General features: G+C 64.7%; 23 protein-coding genes. 6 read left to right on the forward strand and 17 right to left on the reverse strand.

The window, feature by feature from the left end; translation table 11 throughout:
• Positions 1-35: 35 nt before the first annotated feature.
• The 9 genes from O0881_RS18505 to O0881_RS18545 all read right to left on the reverse strand — a co-directional run bounded on the left by O0881_RS18505 (position 36) and on the right by O0881_RS18545 (position 7,409).
• The gene (locus O0881_RS18505) at positions 36-644 is read right to left on the reverse strand and encodes a TadE/TadG family type IV pilus assembly protein (RefSeq protein ID WP_289912459.1); all 609 of its coding nucleotides are present in this window, start codon (positions 642-644) and stop codon (positions 36-38) included.
• On the reverse strand, positions 634-1,116 hold the full coding sequence (locus tag O0881_RS18510) for a TadE/TadG family type IV pilus assembly protein (protein WP_289912460.1): 483 nt from the start codon (positions 1,114-1,116) through the stop codon (positions 634-636). The genes O0881_RS18505 and O0881_RS18510 overlap by 11 nt, the downstream gene beginning before the upstream one ends.
• A complete protein-coding gene (locus O0881_RS18515) occupies positions 1,113-2,540 on the reverse strand; it encodes a pilus assembly protein TadG-related protein (protein WP_289912461.1) in 1,428 nt (475 codons plus the stop codon). Before O0881_RS18515 ends, O0881_RS18510 begins: the two co-directional genes overlap by 4 nt.
• Complete coding sequence (locus tag O0881_RS18520; RefSeq protein ID WP_251349467.1) at positions 2,530-2,832, reverse strand: hypothetical protein; 303 nt, start codon at positions 2,830-2,832, stop codon at positions 2,530-2,532. Before O0881_RS18520 ends, O0881_RS18515 begins: the two co-directional genes overlap by 11 nt.
• Positions 2,833-2,848: 16 nt before the next feature.
• Positions 2,849-4,279 (reverse strand): type II and III secretion system protein family protein, encoded by a 1,431-nt coding sequence (locus O0881_RS18525; protein WP_289912462.1) that lies wholly within the window; start codon positions 4,277-4,279, stop codon positions 2,849-2,851.
• Positions 4,280-4,317: 38 nt separating this feature from the next.
• Positions 4,318-5,175 carry a Flp pilus assembly protein CpaB gene (cpaB, locus tag O0881_RS18530; protein WP_289912463.1) on the reverse strand — a complete coding sequence of 286 codons (858 nt, stop codon included), beginning with the start codon at positions 5,173-5,175 and terminating at the stop codon, positions 4,318-4,320.
• A complete protein-coding gene (locus O0881_RS18535; RefSeq protein ID WP_289912464.1) occupies positions 5,172-6,545 on the reverse strand; it encodes an ATP-binding protein in 1,374 nt (457 codons plus the stop codon). The genes cpaB and O0881_RS18535 overlap by 4 nt, the downstream gene beginning before the upstream one ends.
• Before the next feature lie 93 nt (positions 6,546-6,638).
• Positions 6,639-7,172 (reverse strand): A24 family peptidase, encoded by a 534-nt coding sequence (locus O0881_RS18540; RefSeq protein ID WP_289912465.1) that lies wholly within the window; start codon positions 7,170-7,172, stop codon positions 6,639-6,641.
• 54 nt (positions 7,173-7,226) lie between these two features.
• Entirely contained in the window at positions 7,227-7,409 is a 183-nt protein-coding gene (locus O0881_RS18545; RefSeq protein WP_034752975.1) for a Flp family type IVb pilin, read from the reverse strand.
• A gap of 481 nt (positions 7,410-7,890) precedes the next feature.
• Here O0881_RS18545 and O0881_RS18550 point away from each other — a divergent pair, with 481 nt between their 5' ends.
• Positions 7,891-8,937 carry a GGDEF domain-containing protein gene (locus O0881_RS18550; protein ID WP_099665830.1) on the forward strand — a complete coding sequence of 349 codons (1,047 nt, stop codon included), beginning with the start codon at positions 7,891-7,893 and terminating at the stop codon, positions 8,935-8,937.
• Here the strand turns inward: O0881_RS18550 and O0881_RS18555 are convergent.
• Positions 8,934-10,160 carry an HD-GYP domain-containing protein gene (locus O0881_RS18555; RefSeq protein ID WP_289912466.1) on the reverse strand — a complete coding sequence of 409 codons (1,227 nt, stop codon included), beginning with the start codon at positions 10,158-10,160 and terminating at the stop codon, positions 8,934-8,936. The genes O0881_RS18550 and O0881_RS18555 overlap by 4 nt on opposite strands.
• Before the next feature lie 138 nt (positions 10,161-10,298).
• Between O0881_RS18555 and O0881_RS18560 the strand changes: the two genes are divergently transcribed.
• Together O0881_RS18560 and O0881_RS18565 are read left to right on the forward strand one after the other, a co-directional pair.
• On the forward strand, positions 10,299-11,240 hold the full coding sequence (locus O0881_RS18560) for a LysR substrate-binding domain-containing protein (RefSeq protein WP_289912467.1): 942 nt from the start codon (positions 10,299-10,301) through the stop codon (positions 11,238-11,240).
• Positions 11,241-11,434: 194 nt separating this feature from the next.
• Positions 11,435-15,031 (forward strand): indolepyruvate ferredoxin oxidoreductase family protein, encoded by a 3,597-nt coding sequence (locus O0881_RS18565; RefSeq protein WP_289912468.1) that lies wholly within the window; start codon positions 11,435-11,437, stop codon positions 15,029-15,031.
• Between the two features lie 53 nt (positions 15,032-15,084).
• Here the strand turns inward: O0881_RS18565 and O0881_RS18570 are convergent, their stop codons facing one another.
• The gene (locus O0881_RS18570; protein WP_077398629.1) at positions 15,085-16,095 is read right to left on the reverse strand and encodes a substrate-binding domain-containing protein; all 1,011 of its coding nucleotides are present in this window, start codon (positions 16,093-16,095) and stop codon (positions 15,085-15,087) included.
• 452 nt (positions 16,096-16,547) lie between these two features.
• Here O0881_RS18570 and O0881_RS18575 point away from each other — a divergent pair, with 452 nt between their 5' ends.
• Positions 16,548-16,880 carry a hypothetical protein gene (locus tag O0881_RS18575; RefSeq protein ID WP_289912469.1) on the forward strand — a complete coding sequence of 111 codons (333 nt, stop codon included), beginning with the start codon at positions 16,548-16,550 and terminating at the stop codon, positions 16,878-16,880.
• Positions 16,881-16,887: 7 nt separating this feature from the next.
• Here the strand turns inward: O0881_RS18575 and O0881_RS18580 are convergent, their stop codons facing one another.
• On the reverse strand, positions 16,888-17,931 hold the full coding sequence (locus tag O0881_RS18580) for an MBL fold metallo-hydrolase (protein ID WP_289912470.1): 1,044 nt from the start codon (positions 17,929-17,931) through the stop codon (positions 16,888-16,890).
• A gap of 169 nt (positions 17,932-18,100) precedes the next feature.
• Between O0881_RS18580 and O0881_RS18585 the strand changes: the two genes are divergently transcribed.
• On the forward strand, positions 18,101-18,724 hold the full coding sequence (locus O0881_RS18585; RefSeq protein ID WP_289912471.1) for a TetR/AcrR family transcriptional regulator: 624 nt from the start codon (positions 18,101-18,103) through the stop codon (positions 18,722-18,724).
• On the opposite strand, the gene O0881_RS18590 is transcribed toward O0881_RS18585, so the two are convergent.
• Together O0881_RS18590 and O0881_RS18595 are read right to left on the reverse strand one after the other, a co-directional pair.
• Positions 18,697-19,803, reverse strand: a complete 1,107-nt coding sequence (locus O0881_RS18590; RefSeq protein WP_289912472.1) for an exo-alpha-sialidase — start codon at positions 19,801-19,803, stop codon at positions 18,697-18,699. The genes O0881_RS18585 and O0881_RS18590 overlap by 28 nt on opposite strands.
• A gap of 4 nt (positions 19,804-19,807) precedes the next feature.
• Entirely contained in the window at positions 19,808-20,077 is a 270-nt protein-coding gene (locus tag O0881_RS18595) for a MoaD/ThiS family protein (RefSeq protein WP_289912473.1), read from the reverse strand.
• Between the two features lie 92 nt (positions 20,078-20,169).
• Between O0881_RS18595 and O0881_RS18600 the strand changes: the two genes are divergently transcribed.
• A complete protein-coding gene (locus O0881_RS18600; RefSeq protein ID WP_070258491.1) occupies positions 20,170-20,481 on the forward strand; it encodes a hypothetical protein in 312 nt (103 codons plus the stop codon).
• A gap of 1 nt (position 20,482) precedes the next feature.
• Here O0881_RS18600 and O0881_RS18605 read toward each other — a convergent pair whose 3' ends face one another.
• The 3 genes from O0881_RS18605 to O0881_RS18615 are packed head-to-tail and all read right to left on the reverse strand — an operon-like array spanning position 20,483 to position 23,002.
• On the reverse strand, positions 20,483-20,779 hold the full coding sequence (locus tag O0881_RS18605) for a 2Fe-2S iron-sulfur cluster-binding protein (protein WP_099665838.1): 297 nt from the start codon (positions 20,777-20,779) through the stop codon (positions 20,483-20,485).
• A 9-nt stretch (positions 20,780-20,788) separates the two neighbouring features.
• Positions 20,789-21,940: a Gfo/Idh/MocA family oxidoreductase gene (locus O0881_RS18610; RefSeq protein ID WP_289912474.1), complete on the reverse strand. Its 1,152-nt coding sequence runs from the start codon at positions 21,938-21,940 to the stop codon at positions 20,789-20,791.
• 9 nt (positions 21,941-21,949) lie between these two features.
• A complete protein-coding gene (locus tag O0881_RS18615) occupies positions 21,950-23,002 on the reverse strand; it encodes a sugar phosphate isomerase/epimerase (RefSeq protein WP_289912476.1) in 1,053 nt (350 codons plus the stop codon).
• Positions 23,003-23,019 lie beyond the last annotated feature (17 nt).

Consider the following 23,019-nt stretch of genomic DNA (forward strand, 5'->3'; position numbering starts at 1 on the left):
AGGCACTACATTCGGCTGCGCCGACGCACTGGCGCTCATGGACAAAAGCCGGGATTGTCCGCGTAGCCCAGCGACTCGGCCACCGCCATGGTGGTCCCGCTGGGCAAACGTATGGCGCCTGCGCCGGAGGGAAACATCATCCCCAGCAGCGGCAGGATGGGCCGGTACGGCACGCGCTCGCAGCGCGCGCCGACGCCGGGCTGGCACAGGCGCGCGCGCACGAAGCGGATGCAGCTGGCGCCGTGCGGATCGTCCAGGCAATTGATGCGGTTGCGCTGCGGGCAACCCGGCAACACCGTCACCGGCAGTGCCGCCAGCGCGGCGCCGCCACCGCTCTCCGACAAGTAATCGATGCGCACATGCGCGTCGCCGAGGCCACCGCCGAGCGGCAGCGTGCCCGGCGTGGCGCGCAGCACGGCGTGCGTGCGCACGGCTTGCAAGGCGCCGGCATTGCTGAAATCGGTGACGGCGGCCGCGCGCGCCGCGCGCCGGGTAATTTCATGCACCATGTTCCACATGTACACGGCGCGCGCCATTTCCAGCATGGCGAACAGGAACAGGAAGAACAGCAGCGCCAGCATGGCGAATTCGACGGCGAAGACGCCGCGCTGGCGCTGCCGGCGGAGGCGCGGGTTAATGGACATAGCGCAACGTCGCGTTGGCCCGCAGCGGGATCGGCGCCAGTTGCGGCAGCCACTTGCGGGTCAGCCCCGGCAGGAAATCGACCGGCATGTCGGCGGTGACCTTGATGCGCACCTGCAGCGGCGCCGTCGCGTAGCTGCCGCAGGCGTAGGAATCGTCGGCATACACGCATTCCACGTTGACCCATGCGGGATTGATGCCCGGCCAGCTTTCCGCCATCGCCTCGGCCACCATCTCCCGGGCCAGCGCGGCGCCCTGGCTCGCCGCGTCGAACTTGCCCATCTGCGGCAGCGGCATGGTCGCCATGTAGCGCGCCGCATCGTGCGCGCTTTTTTGCAGGGCCGTGTACACCAGCAGCGCACGGCCGAACAGCAGCACGAAAGGCAGCAGCGCCATGAAAAACAACAGGATCAGCGCCAGCTCGATGGCGGCGACGCCGCCCTGGCGGCGCGCAGCACGGCAAGGCGGCCTCATTGCAGCAGCTCCGCGGGGCCGGCCAGCGCGCCCTCGTCCACCAGCCCGGCAAATTCGGCGCTCAATACGCCATTGCTGGCCGGCGCCGTCATGAAGAAGCGGCCGATGCCGCGCACCCGCGCCAGCACGTCGCTGCCGGCCGGCACGGGACAAGCCAGCAGGGGAATATGCAGCAGGCGCCGCTGCGCCACGCCCGTGTTGCTGGCCGGCGCCGTCTGGAAGCCCAGCGTCTGGTAGGGCGGCGTGGCTGGGTAGCCGGACTTGGCGGCCGGCGCGGCCGGGCTGGCCGGATACAGCCTGGGCCAGTCGCTGGTGGCAAACGGCAGATAGCCGCCGGCCGGCTTCGGGTTGCTGTACCTGGCCGCCCGGGAAAACGACCACAGCGGTCCATAGCTGCCGACGGCGGGCGGCGTCGCATTCGATTCCGGATCGGCCACGGACAGCAGCGGATTGCCCGTGCTCAGGGCGCTCGGCGCGTCGGGCGTGTTCATCATCCACCAGCTCGCGGCCGTATTCGGATAGGCGCGGATATTCGTGTCGGGCGGCGCCGTGACGGCATGGCAGCCGCTGCCCGCATGCTGGTTGAAGCGCGCGTTGAAGGCCGTCCACAGCGCGGCGGGAAAAGGCCGGTGCACATGCACCTGGGCGCCGCCGATGCGCGGATACAGCACCGTGCCGCTGCAGACAAACGGCAGCACGCTCGCTTCGCCGACCTGCTGCGACGACCCCAGCACGCCCGGCTGGCCCAGCGGATTGAGCACGAAGTGTTCGGCCGCGGGGCCATGCGGATTGAGTTTTAACAGGTTATACGCCACGCCGCGGCGAAAGCCATATTCCAGCAACTCGACGGCCGGCAGCAGCGCCGCATTCGTGCGCGGGCTGGCCGCGCTGGCCGACAGCGCGCAGATGGCCAGCGGCGTCAGGTACAAGCTGGTGCGACCCGCCACGGCGCGCGCGCCCGTCTCCAGGGTGCGCAGCGCCGGCGACCAGGCGCCGAGGAACGCCGTCGCCACCCGTCCCAGCGAGGGGGTACTGGCTTGCGTATCGACGCGCACGAACAGCGCCGTGGCGGCGTCGGGCACGGCGCCAGCCGCATGCCAGCCGCTGGCAGGCGCGTCGGGCGCGCTGGCGAAGCGGATGCTGGCGTCAGACAGGATGGCGCCCTGCATGCGGCGGCGCCATGCGCTGCGGTCGGCCGCGCTACCCTTGGCTTTTTCCACGGCGACGAGCAAGCCCTCGGGCGTGCCCACCAGTTCCGCGGCCGCCGCCATCGCCGCATTGTCGGCCAGGTTCTGCAGTTCCGTCTTGCGGCCGATGACTTGCCCCACATCGAGCGCCAGGCCGACAAAGCCCAGCACCACGATGAGCAGGATGGAAAAGGCGATCAGCATCGCCCCGCGCTGGCCCTGGCGTCTATTTGCCACTGCCGCCTCCCAGCATGAATTGCACCGGCTGCGGCGCCTGGGCATTCGGTTCGGCAAACGAGGCGCGGTAGCGCTGCATGACGGCGTGCGCACTGGGTCCGTCGAGGCCATCGGCCGGCGCGCGATTGCCCGCGCCGGCCGGATCGCGCACCTGCTGCGCCATGGACAGGCGCACGGCGTCGCCGAAGCGCCGGTCCAGCTGCGGCGTGCTGCCGTGCGCGCAGGCGGCCAGCTGCACGGCCAGGGCCAGGGCGGCGCAGCGCCGCAGCGACGTCAAGAGCGAGTTCGGCATGGCGTATCTCCCCGTCTCATTTCAACTCGAAACCGTTGGCTGCGCGCGGCGGCGGCACGGACGGCGGCGTGCCTTCCATCTTGCCGCCCAACATCAAGTCCATGCGCGAAGGCGGCGCCAGTTGCGCCGTCGGCAGCACGGCATCGGCCGGCAAGGGTTTGACCAGGTGCGCGGTAATGACGAACAGCAATTCCGTGCGGTCGTGCTGGAAATCCGTGCTGCGAAACAGCGCACCGAGGATAGGCACTTCGCTGAGCCAGGGCACGCCCGTGATGTTGCTCACCTGGTTATTCTTGATCAAGCCGCCGATGGCGTAGCTCTGGCCGTCGAACAGCTGCACCGTGGTCGAGGCGCGCCGCGTGGTGATGACAGGCAAGATCGAACGCCCGCTGACGCCGGCCGCGGAAATGCCCACGCCCTCGCGCGACAGTTCCGACACTTCCGGCGCCACCTTCAAATTGATGCGCCCGCCCGACAGCACGGTGGGCGTAAAGCGCAGGCCGACGCCGTATTCGCGCTCTTCCAGCGTGATCTTGTTGTTGTCCTGGCCGACGGGAATGAAGATCTTGCCGCCGGCCAGAAAACTGCCCTCTTGCCCGCTGATCGCCATCACCGTCGGTTCGGCCAGGATGCGCACCAGGCCATCCTGTTTCTGCGCCTCGATGGTCAGCTGCTGGCGGCCATTCGACTTGCGCACGTCGAGTAAACCATTGGCCGTGCCGCTGAGGAAGTTCGACAGCAAGGTGGTGGCCCAGCTGCCGGACGCGAGGCGCAGGGTGGCGCCCACTTCCAGCCGCTCCAGCAGGGACTTCGACACTTCGGCAATCTGCACGGCCAGCATCACCTGCTGCGGCGCACTGACGTCGAGCATGTTGATGATGCGGCTGTGCGCGCCACCCGCGCCGCTGGCGGGCGCCGTGGCGGCGGGCGGCATGGCGGCGCCATCGGCCGGCTTGGGCAGCGCCAGCGCTACCGTGGCGCGGCGCACGTAGGCGTGCGCCAGCTCGACGGCGCGCAGCACGGCGCCCGCATCTTGCACCGTGCCCGACAGTACAAGAGTGTCGGCCACGGCCGTGACGCGGATGGCTTTTTCTTCCGGCATCAGCGCCGCCAGGGTCGTTTGCAGGCCGGCCGGGTCCATGCTGACGCTGACGTTCACCACGCTGCACACGCCGCTGCGTCCCTGGATGATCATATTCGTGCTGCCCACGTCGACGCCGACCACGTACAAGGTGTCGGGCGCGACCAGCATGGCTTGCACCACGGCCGGATTGCCGACGCTGCGCTGCTGTACCGCCTCGGGCAGGCGCAGCATGCTCGACTTGCCCACCTGCAGCTGCAAGTGGCCGGGCGAAGCCGCTTCACCGCCGCAGCGCGGGCCAGGATCGGCCGCCGCGCCGGCAAGCGGCGACAGCAGGCAGAACATTATCAGCAGGGCGCGGTTCATGAGCGTGTCCATGGTTGAGCAAGGCAAAGGCCAAAAGACTAAAAACATTCGCGCGACTGGCGCGTCCCGTCGATGACGCCGCTGCACAGGCGCTGCGGCGCCGGCGGCGCCTTCGCCACGCGCACGGGACGCGGCGCGGCGGCCTGCACGGGCGCGGCGGCAGGAGGGGCCGGCTCGGCGTCATGCGGTCCGCCCAGCAGGGTCAGCTTGGTGGCGCCCGCCGTCACACCTGGCTGCGGGTCGACCTGGTTGCGCAGCACCAGCGACAGGCTGCCCACGCTGCGCGCCAGATCCAGGTTTTCCGCCTGTTCCGGCGTCACTTCCAGGGTCACCGCATTGACCACGCGCGGCTTGGTCTCGTCGCGCCCCACTTCCTGCGCCACGGCCAGCACGAGGATGCGTTCGAGCACGATCTTGGAAATGTTGCGGCTTTGCGGAAACGCGCGGTCGCCGGCATCCTGCTGGGTGCTCACGATGATGTCGACATAGTTGCCCGGCAAAGCGAAGCCGGCCACGCCGATCACATCGTTGACGCGCACGGTGATGGCGCGCCGCCCTTCCGTGATCAGGGCCGACAGGCCGCCCAGGGTGCCGGCCGGCGCCAGCTTGGCCTCGCTCAGCGGCTCGCCGCGCAGCACGCTGGTTTTCAGCACCCTTCCCGCCAGTGTGGCCGGGTCTTGCAGCGCGCCCTGCGGCAAGCTTTCCGCCGGCCACTCGGCCAGGCGCAGCATCTCGGGCGTCAGGCGCTGGCCCAGGTTGACATCGCTGGCGGCCACGACGATCTTGCCCTTGCCGGCCGGCGTCTGGCGCAGCAGCCAGTGCGAGGCCAGCAGCACGGCCAGCAGGCCCAGCACGACCGCCAGGCCCATCATCAGGAGGGCGCGCCGGTTCTTCATGCGATGCGCTCGCACAGGCTGGCGGCCGGCATGTCGCAGCTGGCGAACAGGCTGCTCCATGCCTGTTCCAGGGCGGCCACCGTCAGGCGCGCCTCGCTGCCGGCAAAGCCGGCGAAGTCGCCTATGCGCGCCAGCAATTCCTGCGGATAGCTGGCCAGCAAGGGCCGTCCCTGCGCGCCATGCAGCTGCAGCAGATGGTTCAGGACCTGCTCGTCGATGGCCATGCCGGCCAACCGGCATTGCTGGCGGAACAGGGCGCGATAGGCGCTCTCGGTCAGCGGCCCCACCTGCACCTTGTAGCCGATGCGGCGCAGCAAGGCGGCGTCAAACAGCTCGTCCGGCGGCACGTTCGTGGCCAGCACGAGGGCATTGTCGAACGGCACGCTGATCTGCACGCCGCCGGGCAAGCCCAGCTGGTCGCTGCCGCGCGCCAGCGGCTGCATCAGCCGCGTCAGCAGTTCTTGCGCCCCCAGGCGCTGACGGCCCAGGTCGTCGATGATCAGCATGCCATTGTTGGCGCGCACATGGGGCGGCGCCTGGTAGCAGCCGCCACTGGCGTCATGGCGCAGCTCCAGCATGCCGGCGTCGAGCTCGGCGCCCACGTGGATCACGGGACGCTGGCACAGCACCCAACGGATGTCCGTGCTGCGCCGCTCCAGCGCCTGGCGCGCATGGCTGACGTGCTGCGGCGCGGGCGGCAGGTGCTGGGCCGGATCGTACAACTGGATGATGTCCTGGCCGACGACGATGGCGTAGGGCACGGCGACCAGCCCGTGCAGCAATTGTCCCAGCTGCAGCGCCAGGGTCGACTTGCCGCTGCCGGGCGGACCGTACAGCAGCAGCGAGCGTCCCGAATGCAGGGCTGCGCCGACCACGTCGAGCATGCCCGGCCCCGCATGGGCACCTCCCAGCACGGCGGCCAGATCGTCGCTGCCGACGCGCTGTTCCTGCGCCAGCCACGACTGGCGCGCCACCATGGCGCGGTACGCTTCCAGGGTGACGGGAGCGGCACCGATATACGCGCAGCGCTCGAGGAAGGCGCTGGCGCGCTGCTTGCCGGCGCCCGTCAACTGGTACTGCACGTCGATATCGGATTCGCCGCGCCAGGCCACTTCGGCCATCTGCTCCGTCACCATGAAATCGAGCACTTCGCGCAAGACATTGATCGACAGGCGCAAGCGCGTCGTCAGCGCGGACAGGTGCGTCTTGCCGCCCACAAACATCAGCTTGGCGATCAGCTCGACCACCAGCGGCCGCTCGAGTCCCGTTTCACGCAAGCTCTTCGGCTGCGGAGGCAGGGGCGGCATCAGGTTCGCGTCGGCAGGGCGCGGCGCACTCTCGGTGCTCAGGGAATAGTCGACCTCGGTCATGCTGCGTCTCCAAGCCGGTTAAGAGGGCATTCAACAGAATTCATTCTAGCGAGCGGAGACTGGCGCCCATTGATCAAGAGCAATGAATACCAATCAGAAATAATGACGCCCCTGCACCGCCAGGCAGCCCAGGGCAATGGCCAGGCCGTACGGCATGTTGCCCACGCTGGCCTGGCTGCCGAGTGCAGTTGGCGCCAGGGGAATGCCGGCCATGCGCGCGATCATCGGCCACAGCAGCTGGCGCAGATTGCCCAGGCAGGCGCGCCACTTTCCCTGCCAGGTGATCATCAGCACGGCCATCACGCCGCCCAGGACGAACGTGGCGAAACAGATCTGCAGCACGGGCCAGGGGCCGGCAAAGGCGCCCGCCATGGCGATCAGCTTGACGTCGCCGGCGGCCATGCCGCGCAGCACATACAAGGGTAAAAAGAGGAAAAAGCCCGTCGCCATGCCGCCCAGCCACACGGGCAGCACGCTGTGCGGCCACAGCCACAGATGCAGGGCCAGGGCGGCGAGGATGCCGGACAACACCACACCATTCGGTATCTTGCGGCGGATCAAATCACTGACGGCGGCCCCCGTCACAAAGCACAACAACAGCAAATCGCACAAGGCATACGCTGGCATGGCACACCTCCCGAAAAAAAACCCGCCACTGGCCGGCCAGCGGCGGGCACCCGCTTAGGGCGTCAACACCAGGTTCGACGAAATGTCGGTGAGGACGGCCAGCAAGTTGGTCTTGATCAGCAAGAAACCGGCCGTGATGGCGGTAGCCATCAAGGCCGCAATCAAGCCGTATTCGATTGCCGTAATGCCATCCTCATCCTTGACAAACTGCTGTACTGCCGACAGGAAGGTATGCATGACAAGCTCCCAAAAGTGAATCACAAGTCCCTGGCGCAATCGGGTGTGAAACATTGCCCATTCCTGCTAATATGTTTCCTGCCGTAAATTTCTGCGCCATTGCATTGACTATAAAGCGTCCACGTTTTGGCAAATTGACGCGCCACAAGTTTCCATATGGAAATTATCAAACCCTGTCGACATGTCGGCTGACGCAAACAAATGTTGCGATCTGGATTGAAAGCCTTCGTCAGGGCAAGTTTTTTGCAATGCAGTGCATGAATCTCATGTATTTACATGAAATATTGCATACGTTAATTGCCTATTAGGCAAAAAGACATTATCCTGCTTAGCTCTTCTTTGGAAAGGCCTCTCGCCCGGCGGTACAGAGCGTCATGCCACCAAATAAATCTTGGCTTCTTGTAGACGGACGCGAACATGCTCTTGCTTGATGCAATGCTGGTATGACGACACTTGTGTGACTACTTTCCAGAGATCGACAATGGATTCCCTACTGAAACACATGGTGGACATGACCGGGCACCGCGACCACACGATGCTCGACATCTCCGTGATCTCGGCGGTCCAGGAACTCGCTGCCGCATCGCAGACCCGTGTGCTGGCCCTGACCACCGTGCGGGGCCAGGTGTTCGTGCGGTCGCGGGCCATCATCGTGGCGGGCAGCGTGGCCCGCATGGAAGAGCATACCGATCCTACCCTGCCGGGCGAACCGCTGTCGGACTACCCGGCCCTGGCCGCCTGCATCAAGCGCCATGAAGCGAGCGCCGACACCCTGTGCGCCGACGGCCGCCACCTGCTGTGGCTGCCCATCTGGATCGGCGACCAGGTCACCACCTGCCTGGAAATCACCAATCCCACGCCCTACACGGGCGCCACCATCCAGGTGATCGGCGGCATCGTCAGCGTGTACCGCAATTTCCAGAACCTGCTCGACTACAGCGAACGCGATTCGCTCACCGGTTTGTTGAATCGCAAGACCTTCGACGACCAGCTGGCAAAAATCCTGCAAAGCCGCGGCGAACCGGAAGCGGAAAAGCCGCGTCCCGTGGATGAAGAACGGCGCCACCATACGGATACGGAACGGCAATGGCTGGCCGTGATCGACGTCGATCATTTCAAACTGGTCAACGATAAATTTGGCCACCTGTATGGCGATGAAGTGCTGATCCTGATCGCCAACCAGCTGCAATCGTCGTTCCGCTCGCAAGACCGCATCTTCCGCTTCGGCGGCGAGGAATTCGTCGTGCTGCTGCGCTCGATCACCCTGGAAAATGCGCAGAAAATCATCGACCGCTTCCGCACCAATGTCGAGGCGCACGACTTCCCGCAAGTGGGCAGGGTGACCGTCAGCGTGGGTTTCGTCAGCATCAACGCCTACGAGGCGCCCGTCATCATCCTCGGCCGCGCCGACCAGGCCCTGTATTACGCGAAGAGCCATGGCCGCAACCTGGCGTGCCACTATGACGAACTGGTCGCCAAGGGCCTGTTAACTACCATTACCTCGAACGATACGGCGGAATTTTTCTAGGCATCCGCCAGCGATAAAAAGCGCATAGGATCGACTTGCCACTTGGCCGCCGACTCATGGCCGACGATCTTGTCGGCGCCGCCGAAGCCGAAGCCGCGCGACAGGTCGACCGTTTCCGGCTTGATGTAGGTCTTGCTCTTCGTACTGAAAAACACATTCACCTTCGGCGCCAGCAGATTGCTTTCGTGCGCCTCGATGACGACGGCCAGGCGGCCCGATTCCAGCATCACCATGGTGCCTACCGGATAGATACCCACGCAACGCATGAAATCCTGCGCGAACACGGGATTGAAGTGGAATTTGCTCCACTCGTAGATCTTGCGCAAGGCTTCGGCCGCGGGAATGCCCTTGTGATAGCTGCGGTCCGACGTCAGCGCGTCATACACGTCGACGATGGCGGCCATCTGCGCCAGTTCGCTGATGGCGTCGCCGGCCAGCTGGTCCGGATAGCCGCTGCCGTCGCGCCGTTCGTGGTGGTGCAGGGCGATATCGAGCGGTATCGCGCCCACCTCGGGCGACTGGCGCAGGATGTCGTAGCCGTCGCGCGGATGGCGCTTGATCAGGGCAAATTCTTCCGGCGTCAACGGACCGGGCTTGTTCAGCACGCTGTCGGGCACCAGGGCCTTGCCCGTGTCGTGCAGCAAGCCGCCAAGGCCCGCCTGGTGCGTGGTCGTGGCATCGATGCCGCGCGAGCGGCAAAACGCCACCAGCAGCGCGCACACGCTGACGGAATGCAAAAAGGTGTAATCATCCTTGGTCTTGATGCGCAACAAGCCGACGAGGGCGCCGGGATTGCGCAGGATCGATTCGGTGATGTCTTGCACCGTGTGCTGCACGCGGTCGAGCTCGACGGCCTTGCCCAGGCGCACATCGGCCATCACCGTGCGCACCAGGCTGGTCGCCTGCCGCCGCACCTGCGTGGCGCGCGCCAGTTCCATGCCCAGCGACACGCGCGTGACCACTTGCAGCGGCGCGGCGATCTGCACCAGTTCGCGCTCCGTCTCGGCACGCGCCTGCGCCACGGTGGGCGCGTCCTGCACGTCGAGGCCCTTGCCGCTGTCGATCACCACGTCGTGGATGCCGGCCTGCATGATCTTGCGGATTTCATCGTCGCTGCGCAACAGGAAACGGTTGCGCACGAATGGATGCGTCATCCAGTCGCAACTGAGGTCATGGATGTACATGCCCACTTTTAATTGAGACGAATCAACTTTCTTGAGCATGCTGTCATCCCACAAATACACGGCTGGAGCACCGAAGGCGCTAGAATGAGTATAACAAAATTGTTATTCTGCTGGCCGCGTTCGGCGCTGTGGCGCAACACCCGGTTTTTTCCGCTCAACGCACCGCTTCTGGGACCCATGGAACTGCGCCAATTACGCTACTTTGTTGCCATCGTCGACCACGGCTCGCTGTCGCGCGCAGCCCTGATCCTGCACGTGGCGCAGCCAGCCCTGACGCAGCAGCTGCGCCAGCTGGAAGAGGAACTGGGCGTGCAGCTGCTGCACCGCTCGGCGCAGGGCGTGCTCAGCACGGATGCGGGCAAGGTGTTTTACGAACATGCGCAGGCGATCCTGAAACAGGTGGCCGACGCCCGCTCGGCCGTCACGCAAAGCGCCACGCGGCCGTCCGGCAATGTCACCCTGGGCTTGCCGCACAGCATATCCGGCGCCCTGGCCCTGCCCCTGCTGCTGGCCGCGCGCGAACGCTATCCCGAAATCACCCTGCAACTGACGGAAGAAATCACGGGCAACCTCAATGAACAGCTCAAATCGGGCCGCATCAACCTGGCCGTGCTGTTCGACGACGGCCAGCTCACGCCCTTTGCCTGCAGCCCGCTGGTGGAAGAGGAGATGCGTTTTATCTGCCGCAACGATTCGCCGTTCGCGCCCGCCAGCCATGCCGTGTCGTTCCAGCAAGCCTTGAGCGCCACCCTGATCCTGCCGGGCCTGCAGCATGGCGTGCGCCCGCGCATCGACAGCCGCGCGCGCGAGCTGGGCCTGGAAACGGCGAACGTGATCGAGATCAACTCGATCGCCATCCTGAAATCGGCCATCCTGGCCGGCATGGGCGCCACCATCCTGCCGGCCGCCCCCCTGCTGGCCGAGCTCGACAGCGGCGCCATGCGCAGCTACGCCATCCACAGCCCCGTCCTGTCGCGCACGGTGGCCCTGTGCGCCTCGAAAAACATTCCCCTCACCAATGCGGGCAACGCCGTGAAAAACCTCGTGCTGCAAGTGGCCGCCGAACTGTGCGGCAGCGGGCGCTGGGTGGGGGCGCATGTGCTCGCGCCCATGGCATAAGTATTTCTTATACCCCCATCGGCAAAGCGTATTTGCCCCCTTTCCTGACTCGTTCTACACTGACCACATTAACTATTTTAAATTTAAAATAGTTATGTGCCGCCCACACGCGGCCATCCCGTCTGCACAGTGCGCGCCTTACCGGGCGCGTCCCTTGTACAGCCGATATCTGAAACACCCTTTTGGAGACAGCCATGTCCGTGACCACGGAAAACGGCTCCGCAGCGTTCGCTAGAAACGCCGGTGCCGCGCCATCTACGCCCCCCGACACTTCCCGTTTGACCACCGTCAGCCTCGACGACAAATACACGGCCACTTCCGGCGCCATCTTCCTGTCCGGCATCCAGGCCCTCGTGCGCCTGCCCATGATGCAGCGCCTGCGCGACCAGGCCGCTGGACTGAACACGGCCGGCTTCATCTCCGGCTACCGGGGTTCGCCCCTGGGCGGCCTCGATGAAAACCTGTGGAAAGCCAAGAAACAGCTGGAAGCGCACCACGTGCAGTTCGTGCCTGGCGTCAACGAAGACTTGGCCGCCACGGCCGTCTGGGGTTCGCAGCAAGTCGACCTGATCGGCCCGGCCAAGTATGACGGCGTATTCGCCATGTGGTACGGCAAGGGTCCGGGCGTGGACCGCTGCGGCGATGTCTTCAAGCACATGAACCATGCGGGAACGTCAAAACTGGGCGGCGTGCTGCTGGTGGCCGGCGACGACCATGGCGCGTATTCATCGACCCTGCCGCACCAGTCCGACCATCTGTTCTCCGCCTCGATGATCCCCGTCTTGTATCCGTGCAACGTGCAGGAATACCTGGACCTGGGCATCCACGGCTGGGCCATGTCGCGCTTTTCCGGCTGCACGGTGGCCTTCAAGGCGCTGGCCGACACGGTCGAATCGTCGGCCTCCATCGATGCCGACCCGTTCCGCGTGGAAGTCAAGATTCCGCAGGATTTCGTCATGCCAGAAGGCGGCCTGAACGCGCGCCTGTCGAGCATCCCGCTGGGCCAGCAGGCGCGCAACCAGGAAGCGCTGATGCAGGACTACAAGATCTATGCGGCCCTCGCCTACGCGCGCGAAAACAAGCTCAACCACACCACCATCGACAGCCCGAACGCCAAGCTGGGCATCATTGCCTCCGGCAAATCCTACCTGGACGTGCTCGAAGCGCTGGAAGAGCTGGGCATCGATGAGCAGATGGCGGCCGACGTCGGCATGCGATTGTTCAAGGTGGCCATGCCGTGGCCGCTGGAACCGGATAGCGTACGTGAGTTTGCGCAAGGTCTCGATGAAATTCTCGTGGTAGAAGAGAAGCGACAGATCGTCGAATACCAGTTGAAAGAGCAACTCTACAACTGGCGCGACGACGTGCGCCCACGCGTCATCGGCAAGTTCGACGAAAAAGGCGAATGGGTGGCGCCGCGCGGCGAATGGCTGCTGACGTCCAAGGCCGACTTTTCCGTCTCGCAAGTGGCAAGAGTCATCGCCAGCCGCATCGCGCGCCTGATTTCCGACCCCGTCACCTGCGACCTGATCAAGGCACGACTGAGTTTCCTCGACGCCAAGGACGCAGTATTGAAAAAGGCCGTGAACACGCCGTTCCGCCCCGCCTTCTACTGCTCCGGCTGCCCACATAACACGTCGACCAAGGTGCCGGACGGCAGCCTGGCGCTGGCAGGCATCGGCTGCCACGTGATGGCCACGTCGATCTACCCGGAAATGAACAAGCTGACCACGCACATGGGCGGCGAAGGCGCGCCGTGGATCGGGCAAGCGGCGTTTTCCGAATTGCCGCACGTGTTCCAGAACTTGGGCGACGGCACGTATTTCCACTCCGGCTACCTGGCCATCCGCGCCGCGCAGGCCGCCAAGGTGAACATTACCTACAAGATCCTCTACAACGACGCCGTCGCCATGACGGGCGGACAGCCCGTGGACGGCCTCATCACCGTACCGATGATGGCGCAGCAAGTGGCGGCCGAAGGCATCGCCCGCATCGCGCTGGTCACGGAAGACTTGAGCCGCTACAGCGACCGCAGCAACCTGCCCGCCCACCTGACCTTGCACGACCGCAAGGACATGGATGCCGTGCAGCGCGAGTTGCGCGAGGTGCAAGGCGTGTCCGTGCTGATCTACGACCAGACTTGCGCGGCCGAGAAACGCCGGCGCCGCAAGAAAGGCGAATATCCGGATTTGCCTAAACGCATGGTCATCAACGACGCCGTCTGCGAAGGCTGCGGCGACTGCGGCGTGCAATCGAACTGCGTGTCGATCTTGCCGAAAGAGACGGAATTTGGCCGCAAGCGCACCATCGACCAATCCTCGTGCAACAAGGATTACTCGTGCGCCAAGGGTTTTTGCCCCAGCTTCGTCACCGTCGAAGGCGGCAACCTGAAAAAAACCAAGACGGGAGCGAGTAAAGCGGGCGAGACGGACAACTTCGGCCCGTTGCCGGAACCGGTCCTGCCCGGCTGCGACGCGCCGTACAATATCCTCATCAACGGCATCGGCGGCACGGGCGTCATCACCGTGGGCGCGCTGATGGGCATGGCGGCCCACCTGGAAGGCAAGGGCGCATCCGTGCTGGACATGACGGGCATGTCGCAAAAGAACGGTTCCGTCACCTCGCACGTGAAAATCGCCCGCTCCCCCGCGCACATCCGCGCCCAGCGCATCGCCACGGGCGAAGCGGACCTGATCCTGGGCTGCGACATGCTGACGGCCGGCGCGCAGGATGCCGTGTCGAAAATGCGTCCTGGCCGCAGCCTGGCCGTCGTCAACCTGCACGAGCAGCCGCCGGGCACGTTTGCGCAAAATGCCGACTGGCAATATCCGACGGCGGAAGTGCGCCAGCTGATCGAGGAATCCGTGGGCGGCGCGGACGCGGCCGACTTCATCGACGCGACGAAACTGGCCACGGCGCTGATGGGCGATTCGATCGCCGCCAACCTGTTCATGCTCGGCTACGCGTGGCAAAAAGGCCGCATCCCGCTGACGGAAGCGGCCTTGCTGCGCGCCATCGAACTCAATGGCGTGGGCATCGAGTCGAACAAGAAAAGCTTCCTGTGGGGCCGCCGCGCCGCCGTCGACGTACGCCGTGTCACGCAGATCGCCACGCCGTCACAAGCGATCATCATGCAAATGCCGCAAAGCCTCGATAGCGTCATCAAAAAACGCGTGGAGTTCCTCACGGCTTACCAGAATGCCCCGTATGCGGATGGTTATTTGACCCTGGTCAAACAGGTGCGCGACCGCGAAAACACCTTGGGACTGGGCCAAAAGCTGTCGACGGCTGTCGCCAAGAGCTATTTCAAGTTGCTGGCCTACAAGGATGAATACGAAGTGGCGCGTTTGTACACGGATGGCCGTTTCGTGGAGCAATTGCAACAGCAGTTCGAAGGCAATTTCTCCGTGAAATTCAACCTGGCGCCACCGCTGTTTGCGAAAAAGGATGCCAAGGGCCACCTCGTGAAAGCGGAGTTCGGTTCCTGGATGTGGCGCGCCTTCAAGCTGCTGGCGAAAGCCAAGGGTCTGCGCGGCGGCACCTTCGACGTCTTCGGTTACACGGCCGAGCGCAAGATGGAACGCGCGCTGATCGTCGAATACCGCGAATTGCTGGCCGGCATGCTGGCCAACCTGACGGCGGACAACCTGGCCACTTGCGTGGAACTGGCGACCCTGCCCGAAAAAATCCGCGGCTTCGGCCACGTCAAGGAAGCGGCCGTCGCCACGTATCGCCAGGACAAGGCGAGATTGCTGGCCAAGCTGGCGGACGGCAGCAAGCACGCGGCGTAAGCCGGTCAGCTGGGCTTGAAATGAAAACGCAGAGCCTCGGCTCTGCGTTTTTTTCATTCAGGGCAGCGCCCCACCGTCGCCCCCGGCAACAGCACCGGTTGCCAGATTTCCTGCAGCCGTTCCGGCGGCGTGCCGGCCAGCAGGGATTGCAGCATTTCCACCATCTTCGCGCCGGCGCGGCGCAGGTCGGGCTGGTCGATGGTGGTGACGTTGATGCCGATCAAGGTGTCTTCCACATTGCCCCAGACGATGACGGAGATTTCCTTGCCGATCTCAATACCCGCATCCATCAGCGCGCGCACCACGCCCACGCCGGACAAGTGATTGTCGACGATGACGGCCGTGGGACGGGGCGAGCAAGCCAGCAACTGCTGCATGGCCTGGTAACCGCTGCGGCGATCAAAAGTATTGTCGAGCAAATAGTGGGGATCGACCGGCAAGCCCGCTTGCGCCATGCAGCGGATAAAGCTTTCCTTGCGCTCATAAGCAAAATGCAGCTCCAGCGGCGCACTCAGCAGGGCGATGCGCTGGTGGCCGTGCGCGGCCAGGAACGACACGGCCAGGTCGATGCCCGTGTCGTTGTCGTAATCAAAATACGCATACGGCGCGTCGATGCGCGTGCGGCCATTCGCGACAAAGGGAAAGCCCACTTTCGTCAAATACGCGATGCGCTCGTCGACCACCTTGGTGCGGCCCACCACGAGGCCATCGACCTGGCGCCCGCGCACCATGGTTTCATACGAGGGCTGTTCATTCTGCGGCGACACGGGGGCGATGATCAAACTCATCTTCGACGCTTCGACGGCATCCGACATGCCATTCACCACGGAAAGAAAGACGCTGTCGCCCAGGTCGCTGGGCAGCAGCGGATAGATCATGCCCAGCACATTGGTGCGGCCGACGGCCAGGCTGCGCGCCAGCGGGTTGGGCCGGTAGCCGACTTTCTTGGCGGCGGCCAGGACGATTTCACGGGTGCGGGAATTGACTTCCGGATAGCCGTTCAACGCCCTGCTGACTGTCGTTTTCGACATGCCGAGGGCAATTGCGAGGCTCTTGAGATTCATGTTAACTACCTGTCTGTATGGCAAAAGAAACCAACTCTGACCGTCAATTATAGCCCAGAGCGCCAAACAGACCGCGCATTCGCGTGCGCAGACACGGTAGAAAAACAACAACACATTGACTATTTAAAAAGCAACGTTTTAAATGCGACCATTTTTTCTTCTTCCCGGCACGGCATCCGTGATGGCAGACAAACAAGGGCCACAGGCGACAGCGGGTACTCACTTTGACAAGTGTCTCGCCAGCGCCGGCATGCCGCTGCGGCAACACACAGCGCGCACGATAGCATTATCAAGAAAACATAATTCACTGGAACTGTGCGAGAATTTGTCCTACTCTTGATTCAGGTAAAGATTACCGCCTGGCATGTTCGGACAATGATGCCTGGCACAGCACATCGGTCCGGGCTTCCCCCATCCCTGCACGCCTGGACATACTCTCAAAGGTGAACAATGTGGTCACGCTAAGCTCCGTCAACAACTTGCAAGCCTCGCTGGCCACGGCGCAACGCCGGGTCGAACAAGGCCAGAACCAGGTACAGCGCGACAGCGAACAGCTGGCGCAAAGCCGCCAGCTGTTGGCACGGGAACGGGAATCGCTGAGCCAGACCCAGCGCAGCAGCCAGCAAGCCCAGGCCGATGCCCCCACCGCCGTCAAGGCGCCGCAGCTGGACCAGGCGATCAAGGTGGCCGTGCCGCAACAAGCCATCCCCGCCGCACCGAAAAGCACGCCCCAGCTGAACGGCTATGGCCAGACGGTGGGACGCCTGATCGACGTGACGACGTAGGGCGAGCCTACTTCGCCATTTCCTCTTCCAGCATCGCCAGCCACCATTTTTCGCCCTTCTTCGGCTGCGCCAGGTCGACGGCCTCGCCCATCTGCGGCGTGGCCAGGTTCACGCCCTGCTTGGCCGCCAACCCCGCGATGCGGTCGAACGGTTCATGCCAGGCGTGCAGCCCCAGGTCGAAGGTGCCGTTATGCACGGGCATCAGCCATTTGCCGCGCAAGTCCAGGTGGGCTTGCAAGGTCTGTTCCGGCTGCATGTGCACGTCCGGCCACAGCTTGTCGTAGGCGCCCGTCTCGATCATGGTCACGTCGAACGGGCCGTACTTGTCGCCGATCTGCTTGAAACCGTCGAAATAGCCGGAGTCGCCGCTGAAAAACACGCGCACGTCCGGCGCGTCGATGACCCACGACGCCCACAGGGTTTGATTGCCGTCAAACAAGCCGCGTCCCGAAAAATGCTGCGACGGCGTGGCGACGAGTTTCACACCGGCAATCGTCGTGCCTTGCCACCAGTCGAATTGCCGTACCTTGTCCTTCGGCACGCCCCATGCAACCAGGGTATCGCCCACGCCCAGCGGCGTCACAAAATGCTCCGTCTTGGCGGCCAGTTGCAGCACGGCCGCATGGTCGAGGTGGTCGTAATGGTCGTGCGACAGGATGACGGCCTTGATCGGCGGCAAGTCAGCGATGCTGATGGGCGGCTGGTGGAAACGCTTCGGTCCCGCCCACTGCACCGGCGACGCGCGTTCGGAAAACACGGGGTCGGTGAGGAAGAATTCATTGTTCAGTTTCAACAGCAGGGTCGAGTGGCCCAGGCGAAACAAGCTGTTGTCGGGCGCGGCCAGCAGTTGCGCCCGGGTCAAGGCTTGCACGGGCACGGCTGCGGCCGGCACGGTGCTGTCGGGCTTATCGAAGAAAAACGTCCACATCAGCTTGAGCGTTGCGGCCGTGCCCAGCTTGTGCATTTGCACGGGGTTGCGGAACTTGCCGTCGAGGCGTTGTGGCGATTCTATGGGCGCGGCAGGCGCGGCGCGCAAGGTGCAAGAACTCATGATAATCAAGACTCCCAAGGATAAGAGACGACGTGCGACTCGGTGCAAGTGCATATGCGGCCCGGCAAAGAATTAACAAGGGTTAAATTACACTACACAGTGTAGTTCCTATTTCTGGCAAAGTAAACCAAGAGGTGTAAAATATTGTTTTCAAAGGAGATTTCCCGCCATGGCCGCACCGCAACGCCTCACCGACCGCAAGCGCGTCGCCATCGTCGATGCCGCCATCGCCGAGTTCCGCGAGCACGGTTTTGATGCGACCAGCATGGACAAGATCGCCGCCACGGCCGCCGTATCCAAGCGCACCGTATACAACCATTTCCCCAGCAAGGACGAGCTGTTCGCGGAAATCCTGCAGCGCATGTGGGAAAGCAGCATGGCCCAGCCTGCCGTGCCCTATGTTGCCGACCAGCCCCTGCGGCCGCAAGTGCTGGCCCTGGTCGAGCAAAAGATGGACTTGCTGTGCGATCCGGCCTTCATCGACCTGGCGCGCGTGATCTTTGGCGAAACCATCCACTCGCCCGCGCGCGCGCAAGCGATGGTGACGCGCCTGAATGAAAAGGAAACGGGCTTGAATATCTGGATCCGCGCGGCGCAGCAGGACGGGCGCATCAAGGCGGGCGAGACGGTGGAAGTGGCGCACCTGCTGATGTCGCCCTTGAAAACCTTTGCCTTCTGGCCGCAGATCACCCTGGGCGAGCCTTTGCTGGGCCCGGCACGCCGGCGCGAAGTGACGGAACTGGCCATCGATATCTTCCTGTGCTATTACGGCGTGGCAAAACAGACGGCATAAACGGGCGGCAAGTGGGCGGAAATGGTCTGCCAATGCTCGCCCTCGTCGCCTGAAAACCAGGCGCCGCCTGTCGTCGACGCCATCAACAGACTGCGCCCATCGTCGGCCAGCGCCAGCCCGTGGCGGTAGATGAGGTCGTAGCAATGCTGCTGCGGCAAGCCCGCGCGCAAGACTTCGAAGGTTTTCCCGCCATCGCGCGTGCGCGTCACGGCCAGCGCGCCATCGATGGGAATGCGCAGCACGTCCGCCTGCGCCGGCACGAACCAGGCCGTGTCGCCATCGCGCGGATGCACGGCCACGGCAAAGCCGAAATGCGCCAGCGGCGCCGTCGTGACTTCCTGCCAGTGCCAGCCGGCATCGTCCGAGCGCCAGATGCCGTTATGGTGCTGGCACCACAGCGCCTCGGGCGCGCCGGCGCTGCGCACGATGCGGTGCGGGTCTTGCACGGCTTCGTTTTCATCGAGTTCGGGCGGCATGTAATCGGCGCGCATGCCCGTCGCGCTCAAGGCCCAGCTGGCGCCGCCATCGACCGTTTGCCACACGCCGCCGCAGGACACGCCTACCAGCACCTTGTCGCTGTCGCGCGGGTCGACGCAGATGCTGTGGATGCCGGGCACGTCGTAACCGCCGCCAAACCACTGCGCCCGCTGCGGCACGTTCCACAGGGATTCCACCAGTTGCCAGCTGTCGCCGCGGTCGCTGGAGCGGAACAGGCCGCCAGGCAGGGTGCCCGCCCACAGCACGCCAGGCTGGTCCGCGCCGCCGGCCGCCAGCGACCAGATTTGCCGCAAGGTCCAGTCCACCGTATCGCTGCTGCCTTCCGGCTTGGCGGGATAGGCGGGCACGGCGACTTCTTTCCATTCGCCACTGCCCGCGTCGCGCCGGTGCAGCTTGGCGCCGAAGTGGCCCAGGTTCAGGGCCGCATACAGGGTGCCGTCGCGGCCGTCGTGCAGCAGCATGGAGACGGGATCGCCGGCAAACTGCACCAGCGCCAGCTGCCAGGCGCCGGCTGCATCGACATCGAACTGGAACAGGCCCTTGCGGGTGCCGAGATACGCGCGCTGCGGGACTGCTGTCATGGCGTCAACCTCCGGAAAGTGCCTGCAAGATATACACCTGGCTGTCGGGCCGCAAGGCGTCGTCGAGCACGCGCCGCTCGCGGCAGCGGGCGCCGTCAATGAAGATCACCACATTGGGGCGCAAGGCACCCTGCTCGTCGAGCACGTAGCCGCGCAGGCGCGGCTGCCGGGCAAACGCGGCATCGAGGGCGGCGCGCAGGCGTGGCGCATCCACCTCCACGGCAGGAACGTCGAGGAAACGCGCCAGTTGTTGCGTAAAGTGCAATTTCGCCATGCTGCCTTCGACGTCATCGGCCTGGTCCTCATTCTAGTCCCCTTTGCGGCCAATACAATTAAAATAGAGGCAAGCACACAAGGAGGCCAGGCATGACGATTACCCCGGAAGAACTAGCGGTGCTGATGCAGGAAGTGGAAGTGGCCGATCCCATCGATTTTGCCGACTTGCCCTTCGACGAGCAGGAATTGCGCGGGCTGATCGCCAATCACCTGTGCGAGATGGCCGACGCGATGGAAAGTTTCAGCCCGGAAGACCGCAACCTGGCCTTGCTGGCCGTGGCGGCCAAGCTGGTGCTGGAAAACCTCGTCTTGCACGTGCAGTTGCTGCGCCGCCACGGCTTGCCCGTCAGCGACAGCGTGGACGCGCTGCTGCAGCGCCTCAAGGGTGGCAAGCCGTCGTGAACTAATTGCCCGTGCGCACGGCGCGCGCCTGGATGGTGACATCGCTGTCCGCCACGGCCACGCAGGGCAGGATGTAGCCGTCGAGCCGTTCATCGGGGCTGATGCCGGGCCAGTCCACCGTGTAGCGTATCGTTCCCTCGGGCATGTGACAGATACACGTGCGGCAGGTGCCGTTGCGGCAGGAGCTGAGCAGGCGAATGCCGGCCAGTTCGGCGGCAGCCAGGATGGTGCTGCCCGCATCGGCCGGGAATTGCCAGCCTTGCGGGACGATCGTGATGGTAAAGGGAAGCGCGCTCATGCCTCCAGTTTAACAGTCCGGCAGCGCGGTCCAGCGACCGCCATCCGCATGGCTGCTCAGCACGGCTTCCGCAAAGGCCAGGCCGGCCACGCCATCGGTGACGGTGGGCAGCCAGCCCGCTTCCTCGGGCACGGGCAAGCCAGCTTGCAGGGCGCGGATGCGCAAGGCCGCGTCCAGGTACAACTGGGCGAACGCTTCCAGATACCCTTCCGGATGGCCGGCCGGCACGCGCGTGGCGTGGCGCGCCGCGGCGCTGTCGACCCGGCCCGGGCGCAGCAGCTGGCGGTTGCCGCCCTGCGGCGTGAACCACAGCTCGTTCGGTTGTTCCTGATCAAAGTCCAGCTGCGCCTTGCTGCCGAACAGGCGCAGGCGCACCGTGTTTTCGCAACCGGTCGCCACCTGGCTGGCCCACAGGGTGCCTTTCGCCCCATTGGCGTAGCGCAACATCACCTGCACGTGGTCGTCCAGGGTGCGGTTGGGAACAAAAGTCGACAATTCCGCCAGCACCTGCTGCGGCGTCAGTCCGCTGACGAATTGCGCCAAATGATAGGCGTGCAAGCCCACGTCGAGCAGCACACCGCCCGGCCCCGCCTTCTGCGGGTCGTTATGCCAGTTGCCCTCGTTCATGCCGCCCGCCGCGATGGCATCGGCCAGCCAATCCTGCGAGTATTCCACCTGCACGAGGCGCAGCTCGCCGATGTCGCCCGCCTCGACCATGGCTTTCGCGTGGCGCAGCAGCGGGTAGCCGCTGTAGGTATGCGTGAGCGCAAACAGCAGGTTTTTCTGCTGCGCCAGCGCCGCCAGCGCCCGGCCTTCCGCCAGAGATATTCCCAGCGGCTTGTCGCAGATCACGTGGATGCCCGCTTCCAGGAAGGCCGTGGCGACGGGCGCATGTAAATGATTCGGCGTGACGATGGCGACGGCCTCGATGCCGTCCGCGCGCGCGGCCTCCGCCTGCGCCATGGCGCGGTAATCGCTGTAGCAACGCTCCGGCGCCAGGTGCAGCGCGGCGCCGCTGTCGCGCGCGCGTTGCGGATCGGACGACAGGGCGCCCGCCACCAGTTCATACTGGTCGTCGATGCGCGCCGCGATGCGGTGCACGGCGCCGATGAATGCGCCCTGCCCGCCCCCTACCATGCCCAAGCGTATCCGTCGCTGCATGTCGTCTCCCTATTTCAAGCCTAGCAAGTGATGGATTTGATCCTGGTCAACCGCGCTGCCCGCGAAATCGTCGAACGCGTGCTGCGCCACGTGGATGATGTGCTCGCGGATGAAGCGCGCCCCTTCGGCCGCGCCATCCTCCGGGTGTTTCAGACAGCATTCCCACTCCAGCACGGCCCAGCCCGGAAAGTCATACTGCGCCATCTTGGAAAAGATGGCCTTGAAATCGATCTGCCCATCGCCCAGCGAGCGGAAGCGCCCGGCCCGGTCTTGCCAGTCGCCATAGCCGCCATACACGCCCTGGCGCCCGTTGGGCCGGAATTCCGCATCCTTGACGTGAAAGGCCTTGATGCGCGCATGATAGATGTCAATGAAGGCCAGGTAGTCGAGCTGCTGCAGCACGAAGTGGCTGGGGTCGTACAAGATGGATGCGCGCGGGTGGTCATCGACGGCGGCCAGGAAACGCTCGAACGTCACGCCATCGTGCAAGTCCTCGCCCGGATGCAATTCGTAGCACAGGTCCACGCCCGCCGCGTCGAACGCGTCGAGGATGGGCAGCCAGCGCCTGGCCAATTCCGCGAACGCCGTTTCCACCAAGCCGGCGGGGCGCTGCGGCCATGGATACAGGTACGGCCAGGCCAGCGCGCCGGAAAACGTCACGTGCGCCTGCAAGCCCAGGCGCTGCGAGGCGCTGGCCGCCCACAGCAGCTGCTGCGTGGCCCAGGCCGTGCGGGCGGCGGGATCGCCGCGCACCTGTTCCGGCGCAAAGCCGTCGAACAGGGCGTCGTAGGCGGGATGCACGGCGATCAGCTGGCCCTGCAAATGCGTCGACAATTCCGTCACCTGCAAGCCGTGGCGCGCCAGCAGGGCGACCACGTCGTCGCAATACTGCTGGCTGGCAGCCGCTTGTTCCAGATCAAACAATCGCGGCGCCGTCGGCAGCTGCAAGCCCTTGTAGCCCAGGCCGGCCGCCCATTGCGCCAGGTGCTCGAGCGAGTCGAACGGCGGCTCGTCGCCGAGAAACTGGGCCAGGAAGATGGCCGGGCCCTGGATGGTTTTCATGGGTATCCTTTGGCCCC

The sequence above is a fragment of the Janthinobacterium sp. SUN100 genome (genome assembly GCF_030397705.1).
In the GTDB taxonomy this organism is placed as follows: Bacteria; Pseudomonadota; Gammaproteobacteria; order Burkholderiales; family Burkholderiaceae_D; genus Janthinobacterium; species Janthinobacterium kumbetense.